General features: G+C 31.9%; 17 protein-coding genes. 10 read left to right on the top strand and 7 right to left on the bottom strand.

Annotated elements, in window-relative coordinates; genetic code table 11:
- Positions 1–21 precede the first annotated feature (21 nt).
- The 4 genes from FH779_RS15955 to FH779_RS15940 all read right to left on the bottom strand — a co-directional run bounded on the left by FH779_RS15955 (position 22) and on the right by FH779_RS15940 (position 5,091).
- Positions 22–1,272: a hypothetical protein gene (locus FH779_RS15955; protein WP_180905409.1), complete on the bottom strand. Its 1,251-nt coding sequence runs from the start codon at positions 1,270–1,272 to the stop codon at positions 22–24.
- Between the two features lie 179 nt (positions 1,273–1,451).
- Positions 1,452–2,546 (bottom strand): LptF/LptG family permease, encoded by a 1,095-nt coding sequence (locus FH779_RS15950; RefSeq protein WP_180905408.1) that lies wholly within the window; start codon positions 2,544–2,546, stop codon positions 1,452–1,454.
- A 1-nt stretch (position 2,547) separates the two neighbouring features.
- Positions 2,548–3,678 carry a tRNA guanosine(34) transglycosylase Tgt gene (gene tgt / locus FH779_RS15945; RefSeq protein WP_038337127.1) on the bottom strand — a complete coding sequence of 377 codons (1,131 nt, stop codon included), beginning with the start codon at positions 3,676–3,678 and terminating at the stop codon, positions 2,548–2,550.
- A gap of 111 nt (positions 3,679–3,789) precedes the next feature.
- The gene (locus FH779_RS15940; RefSeq protein WP_180905407.1) at positions 3,790–5,091 is read right to left on the bottom strand and encodes an OmpA family protein; all 1,302 of its coding nucleotides are present in this window, start codon (positions 5,089–5,091) and stop codon (positions 3,790–3,792) included.
- A 179-nt stretch (positions 5,092–5,270) separates the two neighbouring features.
- Between FH779_RS15940 and FH779_RS15935 the strand changes: the two genes are divergently transcribed.
- Both FH779_RS15935 and FH779_RS15930 read left to right on the top strand, forming a co-directional pair.
- Positions 5,271–6,173 carry a mechanosensitive ion channel family protein gene (locus FH779_RS15935; RefSeq protein WP_180905406.1) on the top strand — a complete coding sequence of 301 codons (903 nt, stop codon included), beginning with the start codon at positions 5,271–5,273 and terminating at the stop codon, positions 6,171–6,173.
- A complete protein-coding gene (locus FH779_RS15930; protein ID WP_180905405.1) occupies positions 6,173–7,429 on the top strand; it encodes a D-alanyl-D-alanine carboxypeptidase/D-alanyl-D-alanine-endopeptidase in 1,257 nt (418 codons plus the stop codon). Before FH779_RS15935 ends, FH779_RS15930 begins: the two co-directional genes overlap by 1 nt.
- Before the next feature lie 49 nt (positions 7,430–7,478).
- Here FH779_RS15930 and FH779_RS15925 read toward each other — a convergent pair whose 3' ends face one another.
- Positions 7,479–7,952: a DUF6702 family protein gene (locus FH779_RS15925; RefSeq protein ID WP_180905404.1), complete on the bottom strand. Its 474-nt coding sequence runs from the start codon at positions 7,950–7,952 to the stop codon at positions 7,479–7,481.
- A 180-nt stretch (positions 7,953–8,132) separates the two neighbouring features.
- Positions 8,133–8,546, bottom strand: coding sequence for a hypothetical protein (locus tag FH779_RS15920; protein WP_125349592.1), 414 nt, complete (start codon positions 8,544–8,546; stop codon positions 8,133–8,135).
- Between the two features lie 135 nt (positions 8,547–8,681).
- Here FH779_RS15920 and trmB point away from each other — a divergent pair, with 135 nt between their 5' ends.
- Both trmB and FH779_RS15910 read left to right on the top strand, forming a co-directional pair.
- Positions 8,682–9,359 carry a tRNA (guanosine(46)-N7)-methyltransferase TrmB gene (gene trmB / locus FH779_RS15915; protein WP_038337121.1) on the top strand — a complete coding sequence of 226 codons (678 nt, stop codon included), beginning with the start codon at positions 8,682–8,684 and terminating at the stop codon, positions 9,357–9,359.
- Between the two features lie 92 nt (positions 9,360–9,451).
- Positions 9,452–10,912, top strand: a complete 1,461-nt coding sequence (locus FH779_RS15910; RefSeq protein ID WP_180905403.1) for a M20/M25/M40 family metallo-hydrolase — start codon at positions 9,452–9,454, stop codon at positions 10,910–10,912.
- A gap of 73 nt (positions 10,913–10,985) precedes the next feature.
- Here the strand turns inward: FH779_RS15910 and FH779_RS15905 are convergent, their stop codons facing one another.
- Positions 10,986–12,341 carry an orotate phosphoribosyltransferase gene (locus FH779_RS15905; protein ID WP_125349589.1) on the bottom strand — a complete coding sequence of 452 codons (1,356 nt, stop codon included), beginning with the start codon at positions 12,339–12,341 and terminating at the stop codon, positions 10,986–10,988.
- 239 nt (positions 12,342–12,580) lie between these two features.
- Here FH779_RS15905 and FH779_RS15900 point away from each other — a divergent pair, with 239 nt between their 5' ends.
- The 6 genes from FH779_RS15900 to FH779_RS15875 all read left to right on the top strand — a co-directional run bounded on the left by FH779_RS15900 (position 12,581) and on the right by FH779_RS15875 (position 20,935).
- On the top strand, positions 12,581–13,699 hold the full coding sequence (locus FH779_RS15900; protein ID WP_038337115.1) for a C1 family peptidase: 1,119 nt from the start codon (positions 12,581–12,583) through the stop codon (positions 13,697–13,699).
- Positions 13,700–13,711: 12 nt separating this feature from the next.
- Complete coding sequence (gene nadA / locus FH779_RS15895; RefSeq protein WP_038337116.1) at positions 13,712–14,716, top strand: quinolinate synthase NadA; 1,005 nt, start codon at positions 13,712–13,714, stop codon at positions 14,714–14,716.
- On the top strand, positions 14,716–16,281 hold the full coding sequence (gene nadB / locus FH779_RS15890; RefSeq protein WP_180905402.1) for an L-aspartate oxidase: 1,566 nt from the start codon (positions 14,716–14,718) through the stop codon (positions 16,279–16,281). Before nadA ends, nadB begins: the two co-directional genes overlap by 1 nt.
- Positions 16,281–17,171: a hypothetical protein gene (locus FH779_RS15885; RefSeq protein WP_180905401.1), complete on the top strand. Its 891-nt coding sequence runs from the start codon at positions 16,281–16,283 to the stop codon at positions 17,169–17,171. The genes nadB and FH779_RS15885 overlap by 1 nt, the downstream gene beginning before the upstream one ends.
- Positions 17,171–18,034: a carboxylating nicotinate-nucleotide diphosphorylase gene (gene nadC / locus FH779_RS15880; RefSeq protein ID WP_180905400.1), complete on the top strand. Its 864-nt coding sequence runs from the start codon at positions 17,171–17,173 to the stop codon at positions 18,032–18,034. Before FH779_RS15885 ends, nadC begins: the two co-directional genes overlap by 1 nt.
- Positions 18,035–18,499: 465 nt before the next feature.
- Entirely contained in the window at positions 18,500–20,935 is a 2,436-nt protein-coding gene (locus FH779_RS15875; protein ID WP_180905399.1) for a TonB-dependent receptor, read from the top strand.
- Positions 20,936–21,270 lie beyond the last annotated feature (335 nt).

The following is a 21,270-nucleotide window of genomic DNA, read 5'->3' as shown; positions in this document are numbered from 1 at the left end:
TTAGATAAAACTTATATTGAATTATTTTTTTATAAACTTTAAAATTTCGTTCGATTCTTTTGTTTTAATATAATAGATTCCAGCCGCTAAGCCTTGACAATCAATTGTTATATTTGATTGATTATTAATGCGAACCGATTGTATAATTTGTCCAACTGAATTGTAAATAAAAAGTATATTATTTTGAGCATTTAATTGAGTTTTATCAACTCCAATTATAATTTTATCATTCGTAATGTTTTCTGATTTTAACCAGATAAAAGGTTTTGATTCAATTGATTTTGTACTTAAATTCTCATGAATTTTAAATTGCATCACAATAGGTAAATGATCGCTCATATTGTACAAATTAGTTCGCAAAGTTTGTGAGTAGATACCTGTACAATCAGAATCTTTAACATCTTTATTCAAGCAATCTCCATTATTTCCATATGCTTTATAACTATCATTTACAAAAGAAAAACGTGTGCTTTTTTTGAAGTTTTCGCTCATCATAATAAAATCAAAACGATCATCCAAACCGCCACTTGCTCCTGCATTAGTTCCGCTTCCAAAACCTATGTTAGAAACGCGTGTACTTTGAGTGTGTAAATAACTAAAAGCTGGATTATCTTGCCAACTTCCAGGCGCATTGAGTGGATCAATCATCAAAATAGCATTTGCTGGATTGATGATTTCTTGATATGCTGGTTCTGATGAATTATAAAAATTAAAATCTCCAGCAAAAAGAACATATGTATTAGGTTGTGTTAATTTTTTCAAAGATTTTGTGACTTCTTGCACCATTTCCAAACGCATTTGACGATTTGCAGGTCCTGTACTCGATTTTAGATGCGCAACAAAAACTTCTAAATGAATAGGATCGTTTGAAGTAATATTTAATTGAAAAGAATATTGATTGATGTCACGATAAACTGTGGGGATTTTTTGTTGATTAACTAACGTCAATTTGCGTGTGTTATAAAAAACCATTGTTTGTAACGGATCATCTAATTTTGTTGTGTCAGCTACAAAAAGTGCGCGAGCAAATTTATCCGGTTGATTTTGCAAAGATGTATTTAAGATTAAATCAGCGCCATTTTCTGTTACTAATTCACAAATCATAAATAAATCTGGTTTGTATTCGTCTAAAATATCTCTTAAGATCAATTGACGATTTTGAGGAAGTGAATTCGGAAATTTGAACACATTATAAAACATTGTATTTAATGTTTCTTGCGAAAAAATAGAAACCGAAAGGATTAAAAATAAAAGGAGTAAATTTTTTTTCATGTCAATTGATTTTAGTTTTACACTTCAACTTTTTTTAAATCTAAGGGATTAATTTAGAATGTCTTAAAGTTAATTATTATCAATTGAATAAAAAATTTTATTTCTTTTAATTAAAAATATAATTGGTTTAATGTCAAATAAAAAATCCAGTTCTTTTCGAAACTGGATTTTGAAATATTTTATGAACGTGCTCGTCTGAAATATAAAAACAAAGTTAGTAATCCGAAGACGATGTTTGGTATCCACGAGGCGACTAGTGGAGACACGTATCCTTTTTCGGAAAACGTAGACGTTGTTTGAGAGAAGAAAATGTAGACAAACGCTAACGAAATACCAACTGCAAGGTTGATTCCGATTCCTCCACGACGTTTTTTAGATGAAAGCGATAGAGCCAAAAGTGTCAGAATAATAGTTGAAAATGGACCGCTTAAACGGTTATTTAATTCATTTTCGTATGTATTTACATTGGCAGAACCTTTTGCTTTTTGTTTCTGAATAAATTCATTCAATTCGAAGGTATTCATTGTTTCAGCAACATATTCTTCTGGTAAAATTTCGTCAGGAGAAGCTGGCAACTTCAAATTTGTATTGGCTTCGTAATTTAACTTTTCTGTTTTATCCTTGTTAATATCACGCGTGTAAACACTCATTAATGCATAAGTAGAATCTTTATCATTCCAATTAAAACTTGAAGCAATGATTTGTTTTTTCAACTCAGTCGAATCAAATTTTTGATACATAAAAGAACTTCCTAACTTTTCTGTTCTGTCATAACTATCAACAAAAACAAATTCGTCAGGAGAAATTTGCGAACCGATACGTTGTCGTTTATAATATTCTTCCTTGTCGTTATTACTCAATAAATGGGTGTATTGGTATTTATTTTTTTTAATATTTGCCCAAGGCAAAACCACATTTCCTACTACCAAAGCAGAAACAGCTAAAAATATAGCAACCCAAATATATGGAAGTGTAAATCGATAAAAACTAATACCACCCGAAAGTACACCTACAATTTCGGTTTGCATCGTCAGTCGTGATGTAAAATAGATCACAGTGATAAAAACGGCAATTGGTAAAAAGGTGTTAATAATCCAAATAGACCAATAAGGGTAAAATTGGGTTAAAGCCGAAAAAGCTGTAGAACCACTATCATTAATACGTCCTAATTTTTGACTAAGATCGACAATAACGGCGATAGTAGACAAAATCAAAACCATGAAGATAAAGGTTCCGATAAAGTTTCGGATGATGTATTTATCAATTATTTTCAAACTACAGACGTTGTTTTAATTGTGGAACAATTTGTTCTTTCCATTGAGCGAAATCTCCTGCTAAGATATGCTGTCTTGCAACTCTTACCAAATCTAAATAAAACGCAAGGTTGTGAACAGATGCAATTTGTTTTCCTAACGCTTCGTTGGCATTGAACAAATGACGAACATAGGCTTTTGTGTAATAACTATCCACATAGCTTGTTCCGTTTTCGTCTAATGGTTCGAAACAATCTTTCCATTTTGCATTTTTCATATTCATAACACCATTCCAAGTGAATAACATTGCGTTACGCGCGTTACGTGTTGGCATAACACAGTCGAACATATCAACTCCAAGAGCAATACATTCGATGATATTCCAAGGTGTTCCAACTCCCATTAAATAACGAGGTTTATCTTGTGGAAGAATTTCGGTTACGATATCCGTCATTTCGTACATCACAGGTTCTGGTTCACCAACAGATAATCCACCAATTGCATTTCCTTCTGCACCGAAATCTGCAATATATTTTGCTGATTCTTGACGCAAATCTTTGAAATCATTTCCTTGTACAATAGGGAAAAGCGTTTGTTTGTGATCGTAATATTCAGGATTATTGTTTAACCAAGTTCTACAACGCTCCAACCAACGATGTGTGACATGCATCGCACGTTTTGCATCATGATATTTTGCTGGAATTCCTGTTAATTCATCAAAAGCCATAAAAATATCAGCTCCGATATAACGCTGAATTTCCATTGATTTTTCTGGCGTAAACATGTGGTAAGAACCATCGATATGCGATTTGAAACGCACACCTTCTTCAGATTTTTTACGACTTGTTGCCAAAGAATACACTTGGAATCCTCCAGAATCTGTCAAAATTGGTTTTTGCCAATTCATAAATTTATGTAATCCACCCGCTCTGTGCAAAATATCAGTTCCTGGACGCAAATACAAATGATAAGTATTTCCAAGAATGATTTGGGCTTTAATATCTTCTTCTAATTCACGTTGGTGAACAGATTTTACTGTACCAACCGTACCAACTGGCATAAAAATAGGTGTTTCGATTTTACCATGATCGGTTTCTACAACACCAGCTCTTGCCTTAGAAAATTCGTCTTTTTTATCGATTGAAAATTTCATAGTGTGCAAAGATATTAATTGTTTAGCTTGTTGCGAGTTGGTTTCGAAAAAAATAACAAAAAAATAAGGATAAAGTTGCCTTTACCCTTATTTAGAAATTTTATGAAATGATTATTTTGTAAAACGTAATGACATTTTGCGATCAGAAGCTCTTTCTGCGTCAGAAGCTGTTTCAGCTACTTTTGCAAATTCTTCTCCGTAACCTTCGGCAGCAATAACTTGTGCACCAACACCACGTTTTGTTAATTCAGCTTTTAAGTAATCTGCTCTTTTTTGAGAGATTTCTTTGTTTTTCGCATCATCACCAACTTTATCTGTGTATGCTCCAAGTTTAATTTTTGCAGTTGGATATTTTTTCAAAATTGCAGCAACATTATCTAATTGAACGTCAGAACCTGGCTCTAATTGATCAGTTTTACCAAAAACGAAGTTAACATTATCAAAGTTGAACCATTTTTCTTTCAATTGATCTTCTGTCATTGTTGCAAAATCTGGCGCTTTGATAAATTTGATAATTTGATCTTCTAATCCATTTGCATATCCTTTCAATGCAACACCATCTAAATCGATATCAGATAATTCTTTCGGTGCAGCGTTTAGAGAATCCTCATTCAATGAATCAACCACAATTTCAGTTTCTTCTGTAACAACTGTTTTATCTTCGTTCTTATTGCATTTTTTTAATAAGAAAAAGGCCGCTAAAGCAACTAAAATTAATGGAATTAACCATTTCCAAAAACCTCCACCACCATTGTTGTTATGAGTTTCTGCGTAAGCATCAACTGGTGCTACATAAGGTTTTTCTTCTGGTTCTACATCAACTACTTTTCTTGTTTCTGTAATAGTTTCAGTTACATGATCTTTTGCAACATCTATTGTTTCAGTGATTTTAGGCGCATCATTAAACATTGTTCCTAAACCTAAAGCTCCAAGTCCTAAACCAGTTGGAATTAATCCTAAAATTTTATCTTTAATTCCTCCTAAAGATGAAAAGAAATCAGCTTCTGTTACATTGTTAAATTCGGCTTCTTTTCCAATGGATCCAAAAGTTGTTAAAGCTGTTAAGTCTAATAATTTTGAAGATGAACCTGTCGAAATTCCTGCATATTCAGCAATTTTAGAAACGATTGGTTGCGCATTCGAACCAAAAATAACATTGATTAATTCTTTAATCGTGTCGGGTGTTTCTTGTTCTGTCGAAATATTTGCTAATCCACGAGAAGCACCAAAAGATTTGATGGTATGAAATAAGCCTGTAGTAGAATTCTTTTTTTCTAAAACACCTCCTAAAAGAATAGGAATGAATGCATTGATTGCTTTAGAAATTCCCGATTCATTTTCACCTAATTCTGATGAAGTTTTCGAGATCAAATCTGGGGTAATATACCCTTTTACTAATTCAATAATGTTCATAGATTTTAATTTTTAATTATAGCCTTTTTTTAAGTTGTAATCTGTTCTTAACGAATATTGTACCAATATTCATATTTATTAAAATTAGTTAAAAAAAATGATAATTTTTCTATTTTTTTGAAAAGATGTTAGATTGGAACTAATTTTATCAACTGAATTACTAATAAAAAAGAATAATTATGCAAGAGCAAGACAAAGTAGATAGTTTGCAAGATGTAATAACAACTCCATTTAAGGATTTAGAAAACTTTACACAATGGTTATTAACGAAAGGTTCTGAGGTTGGATGGAGCTTAGTTTCTGCTTTATTAACCTTAATAATTGGTTTTTGGGTAACAGGTAAACTTGTCAAGTTAATCGAAAAAAGAATGGTTGCACGAAATGTCGATTTATCAATTCGCACGTTTTTAATTCCAATTCTTAATATATTGTTCAAAGCTATTGTATTAACTTTTGTTGTAGGGCGATTAGGTTTTAATGCTTCTGGTTTTGTTGCAGCTTTAGGAGGTGTTGGTTTAGCAGTTGGTTTAGCTTTGCAAGGTTCTTTGTCGAATTTTGCAGCAGGAATTTTAATTATTCTTTTCAAACCTTTTAAAGTTGGAGATTATATCGTATCGCAAGGAAATGAAGGAAGTGTAGAGTCGATAAATTTACTAAATACAGTAATTGCAACTGCAAAAGGACAGATCATAACTTTGCCAAACGGAAATTTATTTAACAATCCAATTACCAATTATTCTGTAAAAGAATATCGTCGATTAGATGTAAATGTTGGTATTTCTTATGATGATGATTTTGACAAAGCGCGCGAAGTTTTGTTGAATGTTTTAGAGAAAAATGAATTGGTTGATGATACACAATCTAAAACGGTTGAGATTCTAGAATTTGCTGCAAGTTCTGTGAATTTGGCTGTGCGTTGTTATGTGAAAAATAGTGATTATTGGACGGCTTATTGGCAATTGTATCGTGCGGTGAAATATGCGTTAGACGACAATAATATCTCGATGCCTTATCCACATACAGAAATGATTATTAAAAACGAATCGAATTCGTCAACAATTCCTTTCGAGAACAAAGATTAATGAAGTATTTACTTACCATATTATCAATTTTTTTGTCTGTGCATCTTTTTGCGCAGACCGAATTAATTGAGAAACATCTCAATTCTGATTTCTATTCCACTCAATTCACGGGATTTTATTTGTATGATCCAATCACGAAAGAAGAAATTTATAATTATAACGGAAACAAATTTTTTATTCCAGCATCTAACACCAAAATTTTTACGTTGTATACAGCGATGAAAATGTTGAACGATTCTATTCCTGCATTCAAATATCAGTTGATTGGTGACGAATTGCATATCGAAGGAACTGGAGATCCAACTTTTTTGCATCCAAAATATAAAAATACACGAGCGTTAGATTTCCTGAAAAATAATGGTTCTAAAATTGTTTTTCATTGGAATAATTTCGACGAAGAATCTTTTTTACCAGGTTGGACTTGGGACGATTTTAGAAAAGATTATGCACCAGAAAGAAGTCAGTTTCCGATTCATGAAAATTTAGTTTCGATTTCGAAAAATGGAAGTTCAATCAAAACATTTCCAACATATTTTGAAGAATTGACAGAAATTAAAGAAATGCCAGAACCGAGGAATTTCTATGACAATAAATTTTATATCAGTAATAAAAAACGAACAGAAAAAGTTCCTTTTATTGTGAATGAAACGGTGATAGAAAAATCGTTGTCGCAAATTTTGGGAAAACCTGTTGATATGGTCAAAACGCCAATGGTTAATAATCCGAAAGTGTTTTATAGTCAGAAATCAGATGATGTTTACCGCGAAATGATGGAAAATAGCGATAATTTTTTGGCAGAACATTTATTGATTTTAGCTTCGAGTACTTTGCCAGGAAAATTAAGCGCTTCTGAAACGATTACTTTCTCAAAAAGATATTTGTTAAACGATTTAAAACAACAACCAGAATGGTTTGACGGTTCGGGATTATCGCGTTATAATTTGTTTACGCCACAAAGTTTTTCGCAAGTTTTAGAGAAAATGTACAACGAATTTCCAGAAGAACGTTTGTTTTCTATTTTCCCAATCGGAGGAAAAACGGGGACAATCAAAAATAGATATAAAGATTCGGCGCAACCTTATATTTATGCCAAAACAGGAACATTGAACAATAATGTAACGTTGAGTGGTTATTTGAAAACAAAATCTGGAAGAACGTTAATTTTTAGTTTGATGAATAATAATTCGATCAAAGATTTATCTTGGATTCGAAATGAGAACGAAAAACTTTTGAGAATTGTTAGAGATAATTATTAAACATATTTGAAATAAAAAAGCCTTCCGATTTCGGAAGGCTTTTGCTTTATTAGAAAGACATCTTTACGGTGTCGTTATTTCCTGTTAATACTTTCGTGTCTTTTTTGTTTTTGACATCAAAAGTTACAATGTTTTGTTGATCGTTAAAAATATCTGTCAACAAAGCCACTTTTAGTTCTATCGAGCTGATATCAGAAATTTTATCAAACTTAAAGAAAACTCGTGTCGATTTATCATTTACCTGATAACCGTAATAAGAAGTTCCTAAAGCTTTACCATTTACTTTGACATCAACTTTACTGTTTACATACGCTTTCAACTTGTTCTCAAAGTTAGATTTGTTCGAAACATCAGCACCAACTGCTTTTTCCAACTGATTGGTAAATGTACGCGCGGTTATGTTTAAAGTTCCGGTTTCTTGTTCGTAATCAACCTTGATATTTGCTGTATGAAAATCTTGGGCACTTAGGTTAAAAGCTACTAAAACCAAAAGCAAAGAGAATAGATATTTTATATATTTCATTTTATTTCTTAGTTTGTACAAGTCTATTTCAAATCGAGTGCCAAAGATTCTTAAAATTTAAAAGAAAGCTTTAGCGACTTGTTAATAACGAAATTAGAATAAAAAAATTATAAATCACATAAAAATATAAAAAGAGTATTAATAACTTAATACTCTTTTCTATGAATTTATTCTAAATTTTTAAGCAAACCAAACATGGTAAGGAATTCTACTTAAAATACAAACTAAACCAATAATTGCAAAGACTGCAACGCTCATTGGTACAGTTGTAGATCGTTTTAATTTTGCATTAGCAATTGTCATAAAAACAACACCTGCAATCATCATCATAGGGTGTTCAACAAAAGTTAATCTTAAGCCAGAATCTTTCATTATTCCTGATGGTTCTAAAGCAGAAAACATCATAATATAGTAGACTAATCCAAGTAATAATTGAACGTGAAAAGTAATGGTTGTAAATAACCCGATTTTTTTAATCGTTGCGTTTGTATCTTTTTTAGAAATCGCATAAATTAATGTTGAAATCACAAAGATAACGCCCATCAAAATCACAAGATAAGCCCAGCCACTATGAAATTGTTTGATAAAATCCATTTTTCTAATTTTAGTTTTTCAATACAAAAATAATAAACCTTTTTACATAAATACTATTTGATGATATTTATGTGTTTTCAGAACAGTTTTTTAGATTAATCAAAATCTCGTAATTTCGCGCAAAATATATCCGAAATGGGAAAAGATAAAATCAGAAGATTTAACGAAAATAAAACTTTTCAGAATGTTGTTCAACCAACACGAGAAGAGGCGATTAATGAGTTTGCATTAAAAGGAAATTGGAACAAAGAATTTTTCAAGAACGATAATCCAATTGTGTTAGAACTTGGATGCGGAAAAGGAGAATATACAGTTGCAATGGCGCGTCGTGACAAGGATCGTAATTTTATCGGAGTAGATATTAAAGGATCAAGATTTTGGCGTGGTGCTAAGACTTGTTTGGATGAAGGAATAGAAAATGCTGGATTTCTTCGAACTCAAATCGAAATTATCGATCATCTTTTTGCAGAAAATGAAGTGAGCGAAATTTGGATTACTTTCCCAGATCCACAGATTAAATACAGAAGAACAAAACATCGTTTGACAGATCCTGAATTTTTGAGACGTTACAATACAATCTTGAAACCAGAAGGAACAGTAAACTTGAAAACGGATTCTGAATTTTTACATGGGTATACACATGGTGTTATTCACATCGAAGGTCACGAAGTGATTCGTTCTACACACGATGTTTATCATCCAGATCATTCGGATATTCCTGCAATTGTAACTGAAGTACAAACATATTACGAATCGAAGTTTTTGGAAGAAGGTAAAAAGATTACCTATATAAAGTTTCAATTAAAATATTAATAAAAAATCCATCGACAGATGGATTTTTTATTTAAAATAAATTTCATAAAGATTTATTAATCATATATTTGTTGTAACACTAATATGATTTTATGAAAAATAAATTTTTATTCCTTACACCTTTTTTATTCCATGCTATTTTTTCTTTTGGGCAATCCAAAGAAAACTTCATTTTTGCGACAATGGAGACAGATAACGCAATTCTTTTACAAAAAAATTATGCAGATTCAATTGATATAATATCTTCGAAAGATAATTTATCTGCAATTTATTTTCATCCTGCAATTGCTGAAAGTTTGCACGGAAAATTTGCGCATGGACATGGTTATGTTTTTAGAAATACGAAAGAAGATGCACTTGAATCACTTGAATCACTTCAAGAAAAGTTATCTCAGAAAAAAGCTCCTTTCAATTATACAATAACAGAACAAGCCTTTATTAACAAGGTTTTGAACGATGTTGATGTGAAAGAAATTGAGAAAACAATTTTGATGTTAGAAGGTTTCAAAACGCGTTATCATACACGACAAGAAGCAAATGATGCGGTTCTTAAATTGAAAAATGTTTGGGAAAAAATGATTGTTGATGCAGGGAGAGTAGATGTCGCCGTAAAAATCGTTGATCATGTGAATACACCAATGAAATCGTTGATTTTGACTTTTTCTGGAAGTGAAAAGAAAGATGAATTTGTTATTATTGGAGGTCATGCCGATTCTACTGTTGGTTGGGTAGCAGACCAAACTTATGCGCCAGGAGCAGATGATAATGCATCGGGAATTGCAACAATTACAGAAGTTTTGCGTGTATTGTTAAAAAATAATTTTAAACCGCAACGAACTACCGAAATTATGGCTTATGCAGCAGAAGAAATAGGTTTGGTAGGATCGAAAGAAATTGCGCAGAAATACGCTTCGGAGAATAAAAATGTAATAGGTTATGTACAATTTGATATGACTAATTACAAAGGTTCTGCAAAGGATGTTGTGTTAATGACTGATTATTATTGTGATGCAAACCTTAATTCTTTTTTGATGCAATTGATGGACGAATATAATAAAACGGGTTTACATCAATTTACATACGATACGTCAAAATGTGGTTATGGATGTTCAGATCATGCGAGTTGGTCGGAAAATGGTTATGCGGCGACTTTACCTTTCGAGTCTAAAATGGGAGAAGATAATCCTAATATACACACAACCGGAGACACTTATGCGTTTATGGGAAGTACATCTATGCATGCGGCGAAGTTTACAAAATTAGGGATAGAATATATAGTTGAAGCTGCTAAAACCTCGACTTTAGGTACAAATGATATTGATGAAAATTGGTCTAAAATTTATGTTTCAAATAAAATATTAAATTATCAACTAAATTTTAAATCACCAATTTCGATCAAAATAATTGATGCAACAGGACGAATGATTAAAACGATAAATACAGAAAATTCTAACGGAAGTGTAAATCTTTCTAATTTATCTACAGGATTTTATGTTGCAAGATTTCAAGATGAGAATGGAAATAGTGTTTCGCATAAATTTGTGATGAAGTAATTTCATTATAAATAAAAAACAAAAAGCAAGCTGAAAAAAGCTTGCTTTTATATTTTTGAAATTTATCTAAATCTTAGTCATTCAAACTTTGTAGGTAAGAAACCCAACCTAACGTTTGGTATTCTTTTGCCGCAGTTTTTACATCAGCAGCTTTGTAAATTCCACGACCAACAATCATAAAGTCTGTGTGGTAATTTTTGAAAACTAATTCTGGCGTATTATACTGTTGTCCTTTGCTATCTCCAGTCGAAGAAATATTAACACCAGGCGTAAACAATAACAAGTTATCAGGAATTTGGCGTTGTGCAACAGCTCCTAAAACATTTCCAGATTGTTCCGAAACATTAATTGCTTTTGTAAAGTAATAATCATCAGTCAATGTTCCTTTCGAAGACATTTCAACAATTGTGATAACTCCGGTATTTTCGAAAACTTTTAATGATTCTAAACCTCCAATTGGATGAACAGTTACTAAATCTGCCCAATCAGAAATTTTGTAAATCGATTTCTTAAATTGTAATTCTTGCGTATTTCCAATATCTCCAAACTTGCGATCTTCGAATAATAAGAATTCTTTTTCACGTGCGATTTTTTTCAACTCAACAATTAAGTTATCCGAAAAATCTTGAATAATATCTGAATGTAATTTTAACGCAACAATATGATCACCAACCTTTTTAGCGAAATCTGTAATTTCTTCAGAAGTAATTAAATCTGCAGAAGCAATTAAGTTAGATTGTTTTTTCAATGCTAATTCAACCAAACGTTTTCCAACTGGATGTACAATTTTTTTGTTTTCCAATGCAATACGTTGTTTTGCAGGAACCGCTTCTGGAGGTAGAGCTAAAAAGTCTTTGATTTTTTTCGCTTCATCATCACTTAAACGGTGATATTTATGTAAAATATCGATTACCTCGTGAATTGTAAATAACGTTTTCACATTGTAACCTTGTTCTTTCAATTTTTCAGATCCACCTTGCGCACGATCTAAAACAACCACCAAATCTTTTACACGTAAACCTTCGCGCTCAACTTGATCAATTGTTTCTAATAAAGATTGTCCAGAAGTAATTACATCTTCGACCAAAAGACAAGATTGTCCTTCCGCAAAAACACCTTCTACCATACGTTTAGTACCGTAACCTTTGTTTTCTTTACGTTTGATAATCAAAGGAATATTCGATGTTAAACTCATTGTAGTCGCCATTGGCAAAGCTGCATAAGGCACACCACAAATCAAGTCGTATTCTACATCTTCAACTAAATCTAATAAGTTATTTGCTAAAGTTTTTAGTAATTGTGGACTCGAAGCTAAAGGTCTTAAATCGACATAGAAAGGAGATTCTATACCACTTTTTAAAGTAAAATTTCCAAATTTTATAATTCCCAGCTCATAAGCTTTCAATAAAAAATCTTCTCTTGGTTGCATCTGTGTAATGTTTGAGCAAAGTTAATAGGTTTTTGAGTCATTTATGGCATTTTCACGAAAATTAATTTTAAGATGAATAAAAATTGAATATTTATACTGATTTGATTTATAATTTGTTCGAAAAGTGAAATATTATAAATTCTGAAATAATTTTTCTAATTAAGAAACATTCAATTTGGAGCCGTTTTAGATGAAAACTTCATAAAATAACTTTACTTTTGAAATCTATACAAACACAAATGAAAAAATATATATTCGCTAGCATCGCTTTTGTAAGTATGTTGGTTTCGGCACAAGAAACGCCTTTCAAATTCAAAGAATTAGTTAATAATTCTGCACTTCCTATTATTTCGCAAGGAAAAACGGGAACTTGTTGGTCATTTTCGACAACTTCTTTTTTAGAATCGGAAGTGAAACGTTTGACAGGAAAAGATGTCGATTTATCGGAAATGTATAATGTACGTTTTACTTACCCTGTAAAAGCTTATAATTATGTATATCGCCAAGGAAAAGCGCAATTTAGTGAAGGAGGTTTGTCGCATGATGTGTTAAATTCGGTTCGTAAAAATGGATTAGTTCCAAACGAAGTTTATGCAGGTTTTGCGAATGGAACAGATGTAAAACATAACCACGAAATGTTGGTAAAGGATTTGAAAGTTGGATTAGATTCGATTGTAAAAAATCCTAAAAAATATTTAACAGCAGATTGGAAATCAAAATTTGATCAAAAATTGAATGATAAATTAGGTGTTCCTCCGACAAAATTCAAATTCGAAGGAAAAGAATATACGCCACAAGAATTTGCAAAATTTTTGAAAATTAATCCAGATGATTATGTCACATTAACATCTTTTCAGCAAGCGCCATATTATTCACAATTTATTTTACAAGTGCCAGATAATTTTTCAAATGGTTCATATTATAATTTACCGTTAGATGAATACATGAAAGTCTTGGACGAAGCGTTATATAAAGGATATACAGCAGCTTTTGATACAGATGTTTCTGAAAAAACATTTTCTAAAAAGTATGGAATGGCAATTTGGCCTTCAGAAGGTTTAGAATCAGATTATTTTGTTCAGATTTTACCTGAAAAATGGGTGACGGCTGATGAGCGTCAAAAAGGTTTTGAAGATTATTCGACAGAAGATGATCATTTAATGCATATTACGGGAATTTTGAAAGATCAATTGGGAAATCAATATTATGATGTCAAAAATTCTTGGGGAACAACAGATTTAGGAAATAATGGACATATTTATATGTCGAAACCATTTTTCAGAATGAAATCAATTGCTTTTACAGTGCACAAAGATGCGTTGTCAAAAGAAGTGAAAAAGCAATTAGGTATAAAATAAAACCACTCACAAATGAATACATTAGAACAAGCGATTGAAAAGTTAGATTATAAAGGTTATTTGGATGTAGAAATCCCAAAAGGAACCGATTTGATTGCGGAAATCAATAAATTACGCAAAGAGAAAAATGCGGTGATTTTAGCGCATTATTATCAATCTGGAGAAATTCAGGATTTAGCAGATTATTTAGGCGATTCGTTACAATTGGCGCGTGCAGCTGCAAAAACTGAAGCTGATATGATTGTTTTTTGTGGTGTTCATTTTATGGCGGAAGCCGCAAAGATTCTGAATCCGTCTAAAAAAGTGGTTTTACCAGATACAAAAGCAGGTTGTTCTTTGGCAGATTCATGTTCGGCAGAAGGTTTACGTGGTTTACGTGAGCAACATCCAAATGCGATTGTGGTAAGTTACATCAATTGTGATGCGGGTGTTAAAGCAGAATCAGATATTATTGTCACTTCTTCGAATGCGGAAGCGATTATTAATTCGTTGCCAGAAGATCAAGAAATTATTTTTGCACCAGATCGTAATTTAGGTCGATACTTAAATCAAGTTTGTAATCGCAAAATGATTTTGTGGGATGGAGCTTGTATCGTACATGAAGCGTTTTCATTGGAACGAATTGCACAACAAATGGCAGATCATCCAAATGCAAAATTAATTGCGCATCCAGAAGCGCAAGAAGATTTATTGAAGTTTGCACATTTTATTGGTTCAACTTCTCGTTTGTTAGATTATGTGGTAGAAAATGATGCACAAGAATTTATTGTGGCAACGGAAGAAGGAATTTTACACGAAATGCAAAAACTTGCGCCGAATAAAACATTAATTCCTGCTTTGGTTCAAGATGAATCATGTAATTGTTCTGAATGTTTTTACATGAAATTATCCACATTAGAAAAATTATATCTGTGCATGAAATATGAATTGCCAGAAATACAAATCGAAGAAGAATTACGAGTTAAAGCGTTAGCTGCAATTAATAGAATGTTAGATTTATCAGAAAAAATCAAATAATGGCTATTCAAGATGTATTAGTCATTGGTTCTGGAATTGCTGGACTTTCGTATGCGTTGAAAATCGCGATTCGAAATCCTGATGCGAAAATTACCATTGTAACCAAAGCAAATAAAGACGAAACCAATACGAAATATGCGCAAGGCGGAGTAGCTGTTGTGAGCGATTTCGAGAAAGATAGTTTCGAGAAACATATCGAAGATACGCTTCGTGCAGGAGATGGTTTGTGTAAGTTGGAAGCGGTTGAGGTTGTCGTAAAAGAAGCACCAGAACGTATCAATGAAATTATAGATTGGGGCGTTCGTTTCGATAAAAATCATGAGGGGATTTATGATTTAGGTCGAGAAGGAGGTCATACCGAAAACCGAATCGTTCATCACAAAGATATTACGGGTTGGGAAATTGAACGTGCAATGCTCGAAGCAATAAAATCTTACCCAAATATCAAAATGCTAACACATCATTTCGTAGTTGATTTAATTACAGAACATCATCTTCGTCAAGATAATACAGATAAAATAACATGTTTTGGTGCATATATTTTAGATTTGAATACCGATAAAGTTGAGCAACATTTAGCCAAAGTAACTTTGTTAGCAACTGGCGGAGTTGGTCATGTTTATAAAAATACAACGAATCCTATTATTGCAACTGGTGACGGAATTGGGTTGGCTCGACGTGCGAAAGCAACCGTTTCGGGAATGCAATTTATTCAGTTTCATCCAACAGCTTTTTACAGTGAGTTTGATGGGCAATTGTTTCTGATTTCGGAAGCAGTTCGTGGTTTTGGTGCAAAATTGCGTACAAAAGATGGCGAATTGTTTATGCATAAATATGATGAACGTGAAGAATTGGCTTCGCGTGATATTGTGGCGCGTGCGATTGACAACGAAATGAAATTGCGTGGAGATGATTATGTTTATATTGATTGTCGACATTTAGAGAAAGAAAAATTCTTGGAGCATTTCCCGAATATTTACGAAAAATGTAAATCCGAAGGTTACGATATGTTTACCGAATTGGTTCCGGTTGTTCCAGCTTCGCATTATTTGTGCGGTGGAATAGACGTCGATTTAGAAGGAAAAACATCTATCGAGAATTTGTTTGCGGTTGGCGAATGTTCGAATACAGGTTTACATGGTGCAAATCGTTTGGCTTCGAATTCGTTGTTAGAAGCGATGGTTTTTGGTCATCGTGCAGCGTTAAAAACGGTCGATTTATTAAATGATAATCAATTTTCGATTTATAATTTTGAGTTTCCAGAATGGAACGAAGAAGGGATGAAAGTGCAAGAAGAATTAGTATTGATTTCTTATTTACGCAAACAATTACAAGCGATGATGAGCGAATTGGTCGGAATTGTACGAAGTGATAATCGTTTGCAAATTGCACAGAATCGTATCAATGAAATTGAGAAAATGGTCAACGAAATTTATTATTTTACGATTGTTTCACCTAAAATTTTAGAACTTCGAAATTTGGTTGATGTAGCACATTTAATCATTGAGCAAAGTATCAATCAAAAAGAAAATCGAGGAACTTTTTACAACAAAGATTTTAATTAATGAAGAAGTTATATCTGTTCGTTACATGTTTTGCAATGAGTTTTTCTTTTGCTCAAAATTCGAAAGAAAAACAAAACGTAAGTTTGACTTTTGGTAAAGAAGCTAAGAAAGCGGTTGTGTATTTTGGTTGCGAAAATTTCAAAGAGAATAGCGAGTTACAAACATGTATGAACAAAAACTTGAATCAAGATATTCAAACTCAAATTTCATTCTTTTCTAATATTGCTGATTATCTTCATATCGAAACTGCTCAATCTAAATTAGGTTTTAAAATTAATGAAGATGGTAATTTTGATGATGTCTCGACTGATGGTTCAAATCCAATTTTTAATAGTGTAGCATTGTCGAGTTTAGTTTTGTTGAACAATAAAATGGAACGAGCTAATTTAAAAATAACGCCTGCAAAAGGAGTTGATGGAAAAGCGGTTGCGATGAAATATACAATGCCTTTACGTTACGAATCGGCAGAAAAAAATAATGATTTTGAAACTTTCCCTTCAGAAAATCGTGTATTGTTTACTTTAAAAACTGATGAAGAAACGATTGAAGTAAGAATTGATAAAGAATTTAATTTAACAACTTTTGGTAATAACGGAAGTCGAGAATATTATTTAGGAAAGTTTTCTAATCTTTTCGAAATGGCTTCTATTGATCCTTATGCAACTGCTTTTGATTCGGCGTTCAAATCTGGAGCAATTGACATTACAAAAGGTAAAATTGATGACAAAGAATATAAACTTCAAATCAAAAACTTCTTCGAAAATGATCCTTCAGTACAAGTGTTGATTACAGTTGTGCGTGAAGAAAACGGTACTTGGGCTGAATATTATGAATACAAAACCAAGAAAGAATTTAATCAATCAAAATTTGCATCCTTAACATATAGATAATGAATTTTCCTCCATATATCACACAAGAAAAATTACAACTTTTTATTCGTCAAGCTTTTTTAGAAGATGTTGGCGATGGCGATCATTCAACGTTAGCGTCGGTTCCGTATGATGCAATTCAAGAAGCGGAATTGAAAGTGAAAGATAACGGAATAATTGCTGGAATTGAATTAGCAAAAATTATTTTCGATACGTTTGATCCATCTTTAAAAATAGAACAATATATAAATGATGGCGATAATGTTCAATTTGGTGATATTGCTTTCAAAGTGAAAGGGTCGTCACAATCAATTTTAACTTGCGAGCGATTAGCGTTGAATTGCATGCAGCGAATGTCTGGTATTGCGACTTATGCACATGAAATGATGGAATTGGTAAGCGGAACAAATGCCAAAATTTTGGATACAAGAAAAACAACACCTAATTTTCGTATGTTAGAAAAATGGGCTGTTAAGATTGGAGGAGCAGAAAATCATCGTTTTGGATTATACGATATGGTGATGTTAAAAGATAATCATGTCGATTTCTGTGGAAATATTACTAAAGCAGTTGTGCAAACCAAAGATTATTTGGAAAAACACCATTTACATCTAAAAATAGAAGTGGAAACACGTAATATGGATGAGGTAAAAGAAGCTTTGAAGGCAAATGTTGATTTTATCATGTTGGATAATTTTGAGCTTGAAACGATGAAAGAAGCCGTTCAATATATAAATGGGCGAGTAAAAACAGAAGCTTCGGGAGGAATTACAAAAGAATCTGTTCGCGCAATTGCCGAAACTGGTGTTGATTTTATTTCTTCTGGTGCGATTATCCATTCTGCTCCTAACTTTGACTTAAGTTTGAAAGCTGTTAAGGTTTGATTTCTTTAACATTTCGATTCTTTTTTATGATTAAGAATACAATACAACAAGTTTTAACGTTAGTTGTATTGTATTTAAATAATTTGTTTTGAAAATTTATTAGTATTAGCTTATAAATAAAAAAGTTATTGAATTTAATTTTATTAATACTAATTCTAAATAACTAATTTTTGATTGAACTTTTTCAGAAATGATAAAATAAAATCATTGTATTCCCATAATTAATGTTAAAAATTAACATTTTAATTATGTTAATTTTTGATTAGATGTTAAAAAATCTTTAAAACTTAATATAATTACTTCATCTAATTTACAATATTGATAATTTATTAACTATCTTGAATAAGATATAATAATTAATATTTAAGATGTTAATTGATTTTATAAAATTTTACCATAATTTAACAATAATCTCATTTAAAGTATAGAAATTTGCCGAAGTAAACTTTTAAACTATTTCAAAAGATGAGGTTAAACTCAACTAAGCTTTTACTAGTAGGAGCTTTTGCCTTAATGGCATCATTATCTTTCGCCCAAGTTGTTGAACCAACAGATTCTACAAAGGTTGAACAGGGCGAAAACGTATCTTTAGGAGAAACATTAATCATTGGTAAAGGGGTGATTGATATTGCAGAGGATCGTAAAACTCCTGTAGCTGTTTCTACAATTACAAAAGCTACTCTTGAAGATAAAGCAATAGGGAATGTAGATTTCCCAGAAATTTTTACTACAACTCCTTCTGTTTATGTATCTGGGCAATCTTCAGGATTTGGTGATTCTCAAATGTTTTTACGTGGTTTTAGTAGCCAAAATACAGCTTATTTATTAAACGGACAACCAATCAATGGGATGGAAGATGGTAAATTGTATTGGTCTAACTGGTCTGCTATGACAGAAGTAGCAAATACAGTTCAGATTCAACGTGGATTAGGATCTTCTAAATTGGCTATTTCGTCTGTAGGTGGAACTGTGAACATGGTGACAAAAGCCACAGATAAAAAACAAGGAGGGTATGTAAGATACAATGTAGGTAATGATAGCTATATGAGTGCTACTATTGCTTATAATACAGGGATGAAAGGTAAATGGGGAGCTTCATTCTTATTTAATCACTGGCAAGGTCATAGAGCATTTGCTCAAGGAACTGATGGTCAAGGTCAAGCATACTTTGTATCTGTAGGGTATAAGCCAAATGATCGTCATAATATTAACTTTATGATTTTTGGTGCGCCACAACAGCATGGGCAGAACTTTTCTACAAAAAGTGAGAAGCAATGGGCTGATGCAGAAAAGTATGGGTATGGTAAAAAATACAATACAACCTATGGTTATTTCAATGGTAAAGGAGAAAATTTAAGAACTAACTTTTACCACAAGCCAGTAGCAAACTTAAACTGGGACTGGACAATTAATGAAAACATGAACTTGTCTACAGTATTATATGCTTCTACAGGTACAGGAGGAGGAACTTCTGGAGTTGGTAAAGCAACAAGTACATTGAAAAATGGATTAGTTGATTTTGATTTAATTCAAAGCAATAACTTATTAGATCCAGACGGTATTGGAAATAATGGAGGTAAAGATGCAAACGGTAAACCAGTATCGAATGGTGCTATCCGTACATCTGTTAATAATCACTTCTGGTATGGAGGTGTAACAAACTTAAACTTTGATACTAAAACAGGATGGAACTTTAACTTAGGTGCTGATATCCGTTTCTATCATGGTAATCACTTCCAACAAATGAATAATTTGTTCGGATTAAAAGGTTGGTCAGAATTGAATAAGTCAAACAATCAAACAGTTGTTGTAACAGAAACTTTTGGAACAAATCCTTGGTCTGCATTATTCAAATCGGCTAAAAAAGATCAAAGAACAGCAAGAGATTATTCTGAAGATATTAATTATCAAGGAGCTTTTGGACAAGTTGAATACTCTAATGATATTTTCACAGTATTTGGACAAGGAGCAATCTCTAATCAATTCTACCAAAAATTTGATACTTGGAACTACGGAGGTGTAGAAACAGCTTCTAAAAAAGTAAACAAAACTGGATGGAATGTAAAAGGAGGTTTATCTGTTAATATTAATGAGGAAAATACAGTTTTTGCTAACGCAGGACGTTATTCTCGTCAACCATTCTTAGATAATGTGTTCGAATACAACAAAGTTGATTTACGTGAACCAAATGTAGATAACGAAGAAATTACTGGTTTCGAAGTAGGTTACAAATACGAAACAAGAGGTTTAAGAGTTAATATTAATGCTTACTCTACAAAATGGGGTAATCGTTTCTTAGGAATTTCAGGTTCTGTAACGCAACCAGATAATACAACTCGTCCTATTTATACATCTTATACAGATATCACACAATTACACAAAGGTGTTGAAGTTGATTTTGACGCTAAAGTTTCTCAAATGTTTAGCTTATATGGATTCGCATCTTACGGTGATTGGAAGTATGATGGAAAAACTCCATTTGAATCGATGTATACTGATGACGATACAATTTTCGAAAAAGGAAATGTTGATTTGACAGGAACTTATATCGGAGAAGCAGCTCAATTTACTTTCGGTATGGGAACTAAAGTTAACTTTACAAGAAACTTATATTGGGATGTAGATTTTATGTACAATGCTCGTACTTATGGACAAGTTAATCCAGAGGATGTTGTTAAAAGTGCATTAAAAGGAGAAGTTTATCAAGCTGAAAAAATCTCTCCATTTGCAAAAGTTAATACAGGTGTTGCATATGAATTCAAATTTGGTAAACAAAAAATCAAATTTAGAGGAAACGTTCGTAATTTATTCAATGATCAATACGTAAGTAGAATTGATAGAAATGGATACGGATATGCAGTAGGTAGAACTTGGAATGCAGGTGTTACTTATAGCTTCTAATAAGAATTAAAATTTCTTAACATATTAAAGTGGACTTAGTAATAAGTCCACTTTTTTTATGAAGTGTTGTGACTGAATTATTTGTATTAAATTAATAAAACCTTAAAATATAATTTATAATAAATCTAAATAAATTTATTTTAAGAATAATTATTCAATTGTTAATGAATTATTATACATATTGTTTTTTTTAAGTGTTATTGTTTATTTGGTCTGTTTTTGATAAAGAATTAAAATTTTTATTATCTGGTAATTTTATTTTAATTAGATTTTAATATTCATAAAATATTAAGAAAAATATTGTAATCATTTAAAATTGATTTTTTAAGTAATAA

This window comes from Empedobacter falsenii (assembly GCF_013488205.1).
Lineage (GTDB): Bacteria > Bacteroidota > Bacteroidia > Flavobacteriales > Weeksellaceae > Empedobacter > Empedobacter falsenii_C.
This window is presented reverse-complemented; position numbering and strand designations above follow the sequence as displayed.

Coding starts and splice junctions, on each gene's coding strand:
- nadC (WP_180905400.1), top strand. CDS start 17,171: ATGAATTTTCCTCCATATATCACACAAGAAAAATTACAACTTTTTATT.
- FH779_RS15910 (WP_180905403.1), top strand. CDS start 9,452: ATGAAAAATAAATTTTTATTCCTTACACCTTTTTTATTCCATGCTATT.
- FH779_RS15930 (WP_180905405.1), top strand. CDS start 6,173: ATGAAGTATTTACTTACCATATTATCAATTTTTTTGTCTGTGCATCTT.
- FH779_RS15925 (WP_180905404.1), bottom strand. CDS start 7,952: ATGAAATATATAAAATATCTATTCTCTTTGCTTTTGGTTTTAGTAGCT.
- FH779_RS15920 (WP_125349592.1), bottom strand. CDS start 8,546: ATGGATTTTATCAAACAATTTCATAGTGGCTGGGCTTATCTTGTGATT.
- nadB (WP_180905402.1), top strand. CDS start 14,716: ATGGCTATTCAAGATGTATTAGTCATTGGTTCTGGAATTGCTGGACTT.
- FH779_RS15875 (WP_180905399.1), top strand. CDS start 18,500: ATGAGGTTAAACTCAACTAAGCTTTTACTAGTAGGAGCTTTTGCCTTA.
- FH779_RS15940 (WP_180905407.1), bottom strand. CDS start 5,091: ATGAACATTATTGAATTAGTAAAAGGGTATATTACCCCAGATTTGATC.
- trmB (WP_038337121.1), top strand. CDS start 8,682: ATGGGAAAAGATAAAATCAGAAGATTTAACGAAAATAAAACTTTTCAG.
- tgt (WP_038337127.1), bottom strand. CDS start 3,678: ATGAAATTTTCAATCGATAAAAAAGACGAATTTTCTAAGGCAAGAGCT.
- FH779_RS15935 (WP_180905406.1), top strand. CDS start 5,271: ATGCAAGAGCAAGACAAAGTAGATAGTTTGCAAGATGTAATAACAACT.
- FH779_RS15885 (WP_180905401.1), top strand. CDS start 16,281: ATGAAGAAGTTATATCTGTTCGTTACATGTTTTGCAATGAGTTTTTCT.
- nadA (WP_038337116.1), top strand. CDS start 13,712: ATGAATACATTAGAACAAGCGATTGAAAAGTTAGATTATAAAGGTTAT.
- FH779_RS15905 (WP_125349589.1), bottom strand. CDS start 12,341: ATGCAACCAAGAGAAGATTTTTTATTGAAAGCTTATGAGCTGGGAATT.
- FH779_RS15900 (WP_038337115.1), top strand. CDS start 12,581: ATGAAAAAATATATATTCGCTAGCATCGCTTTTGTAAGTATGTTGGTT.
- FH779_RS15955 (WP_180905409.1), bottom strand. CDS start 1,272: ATGAAAAAAAATTTACTCCTTTTATTTTTAATCCTTTCGGTTTCTATT.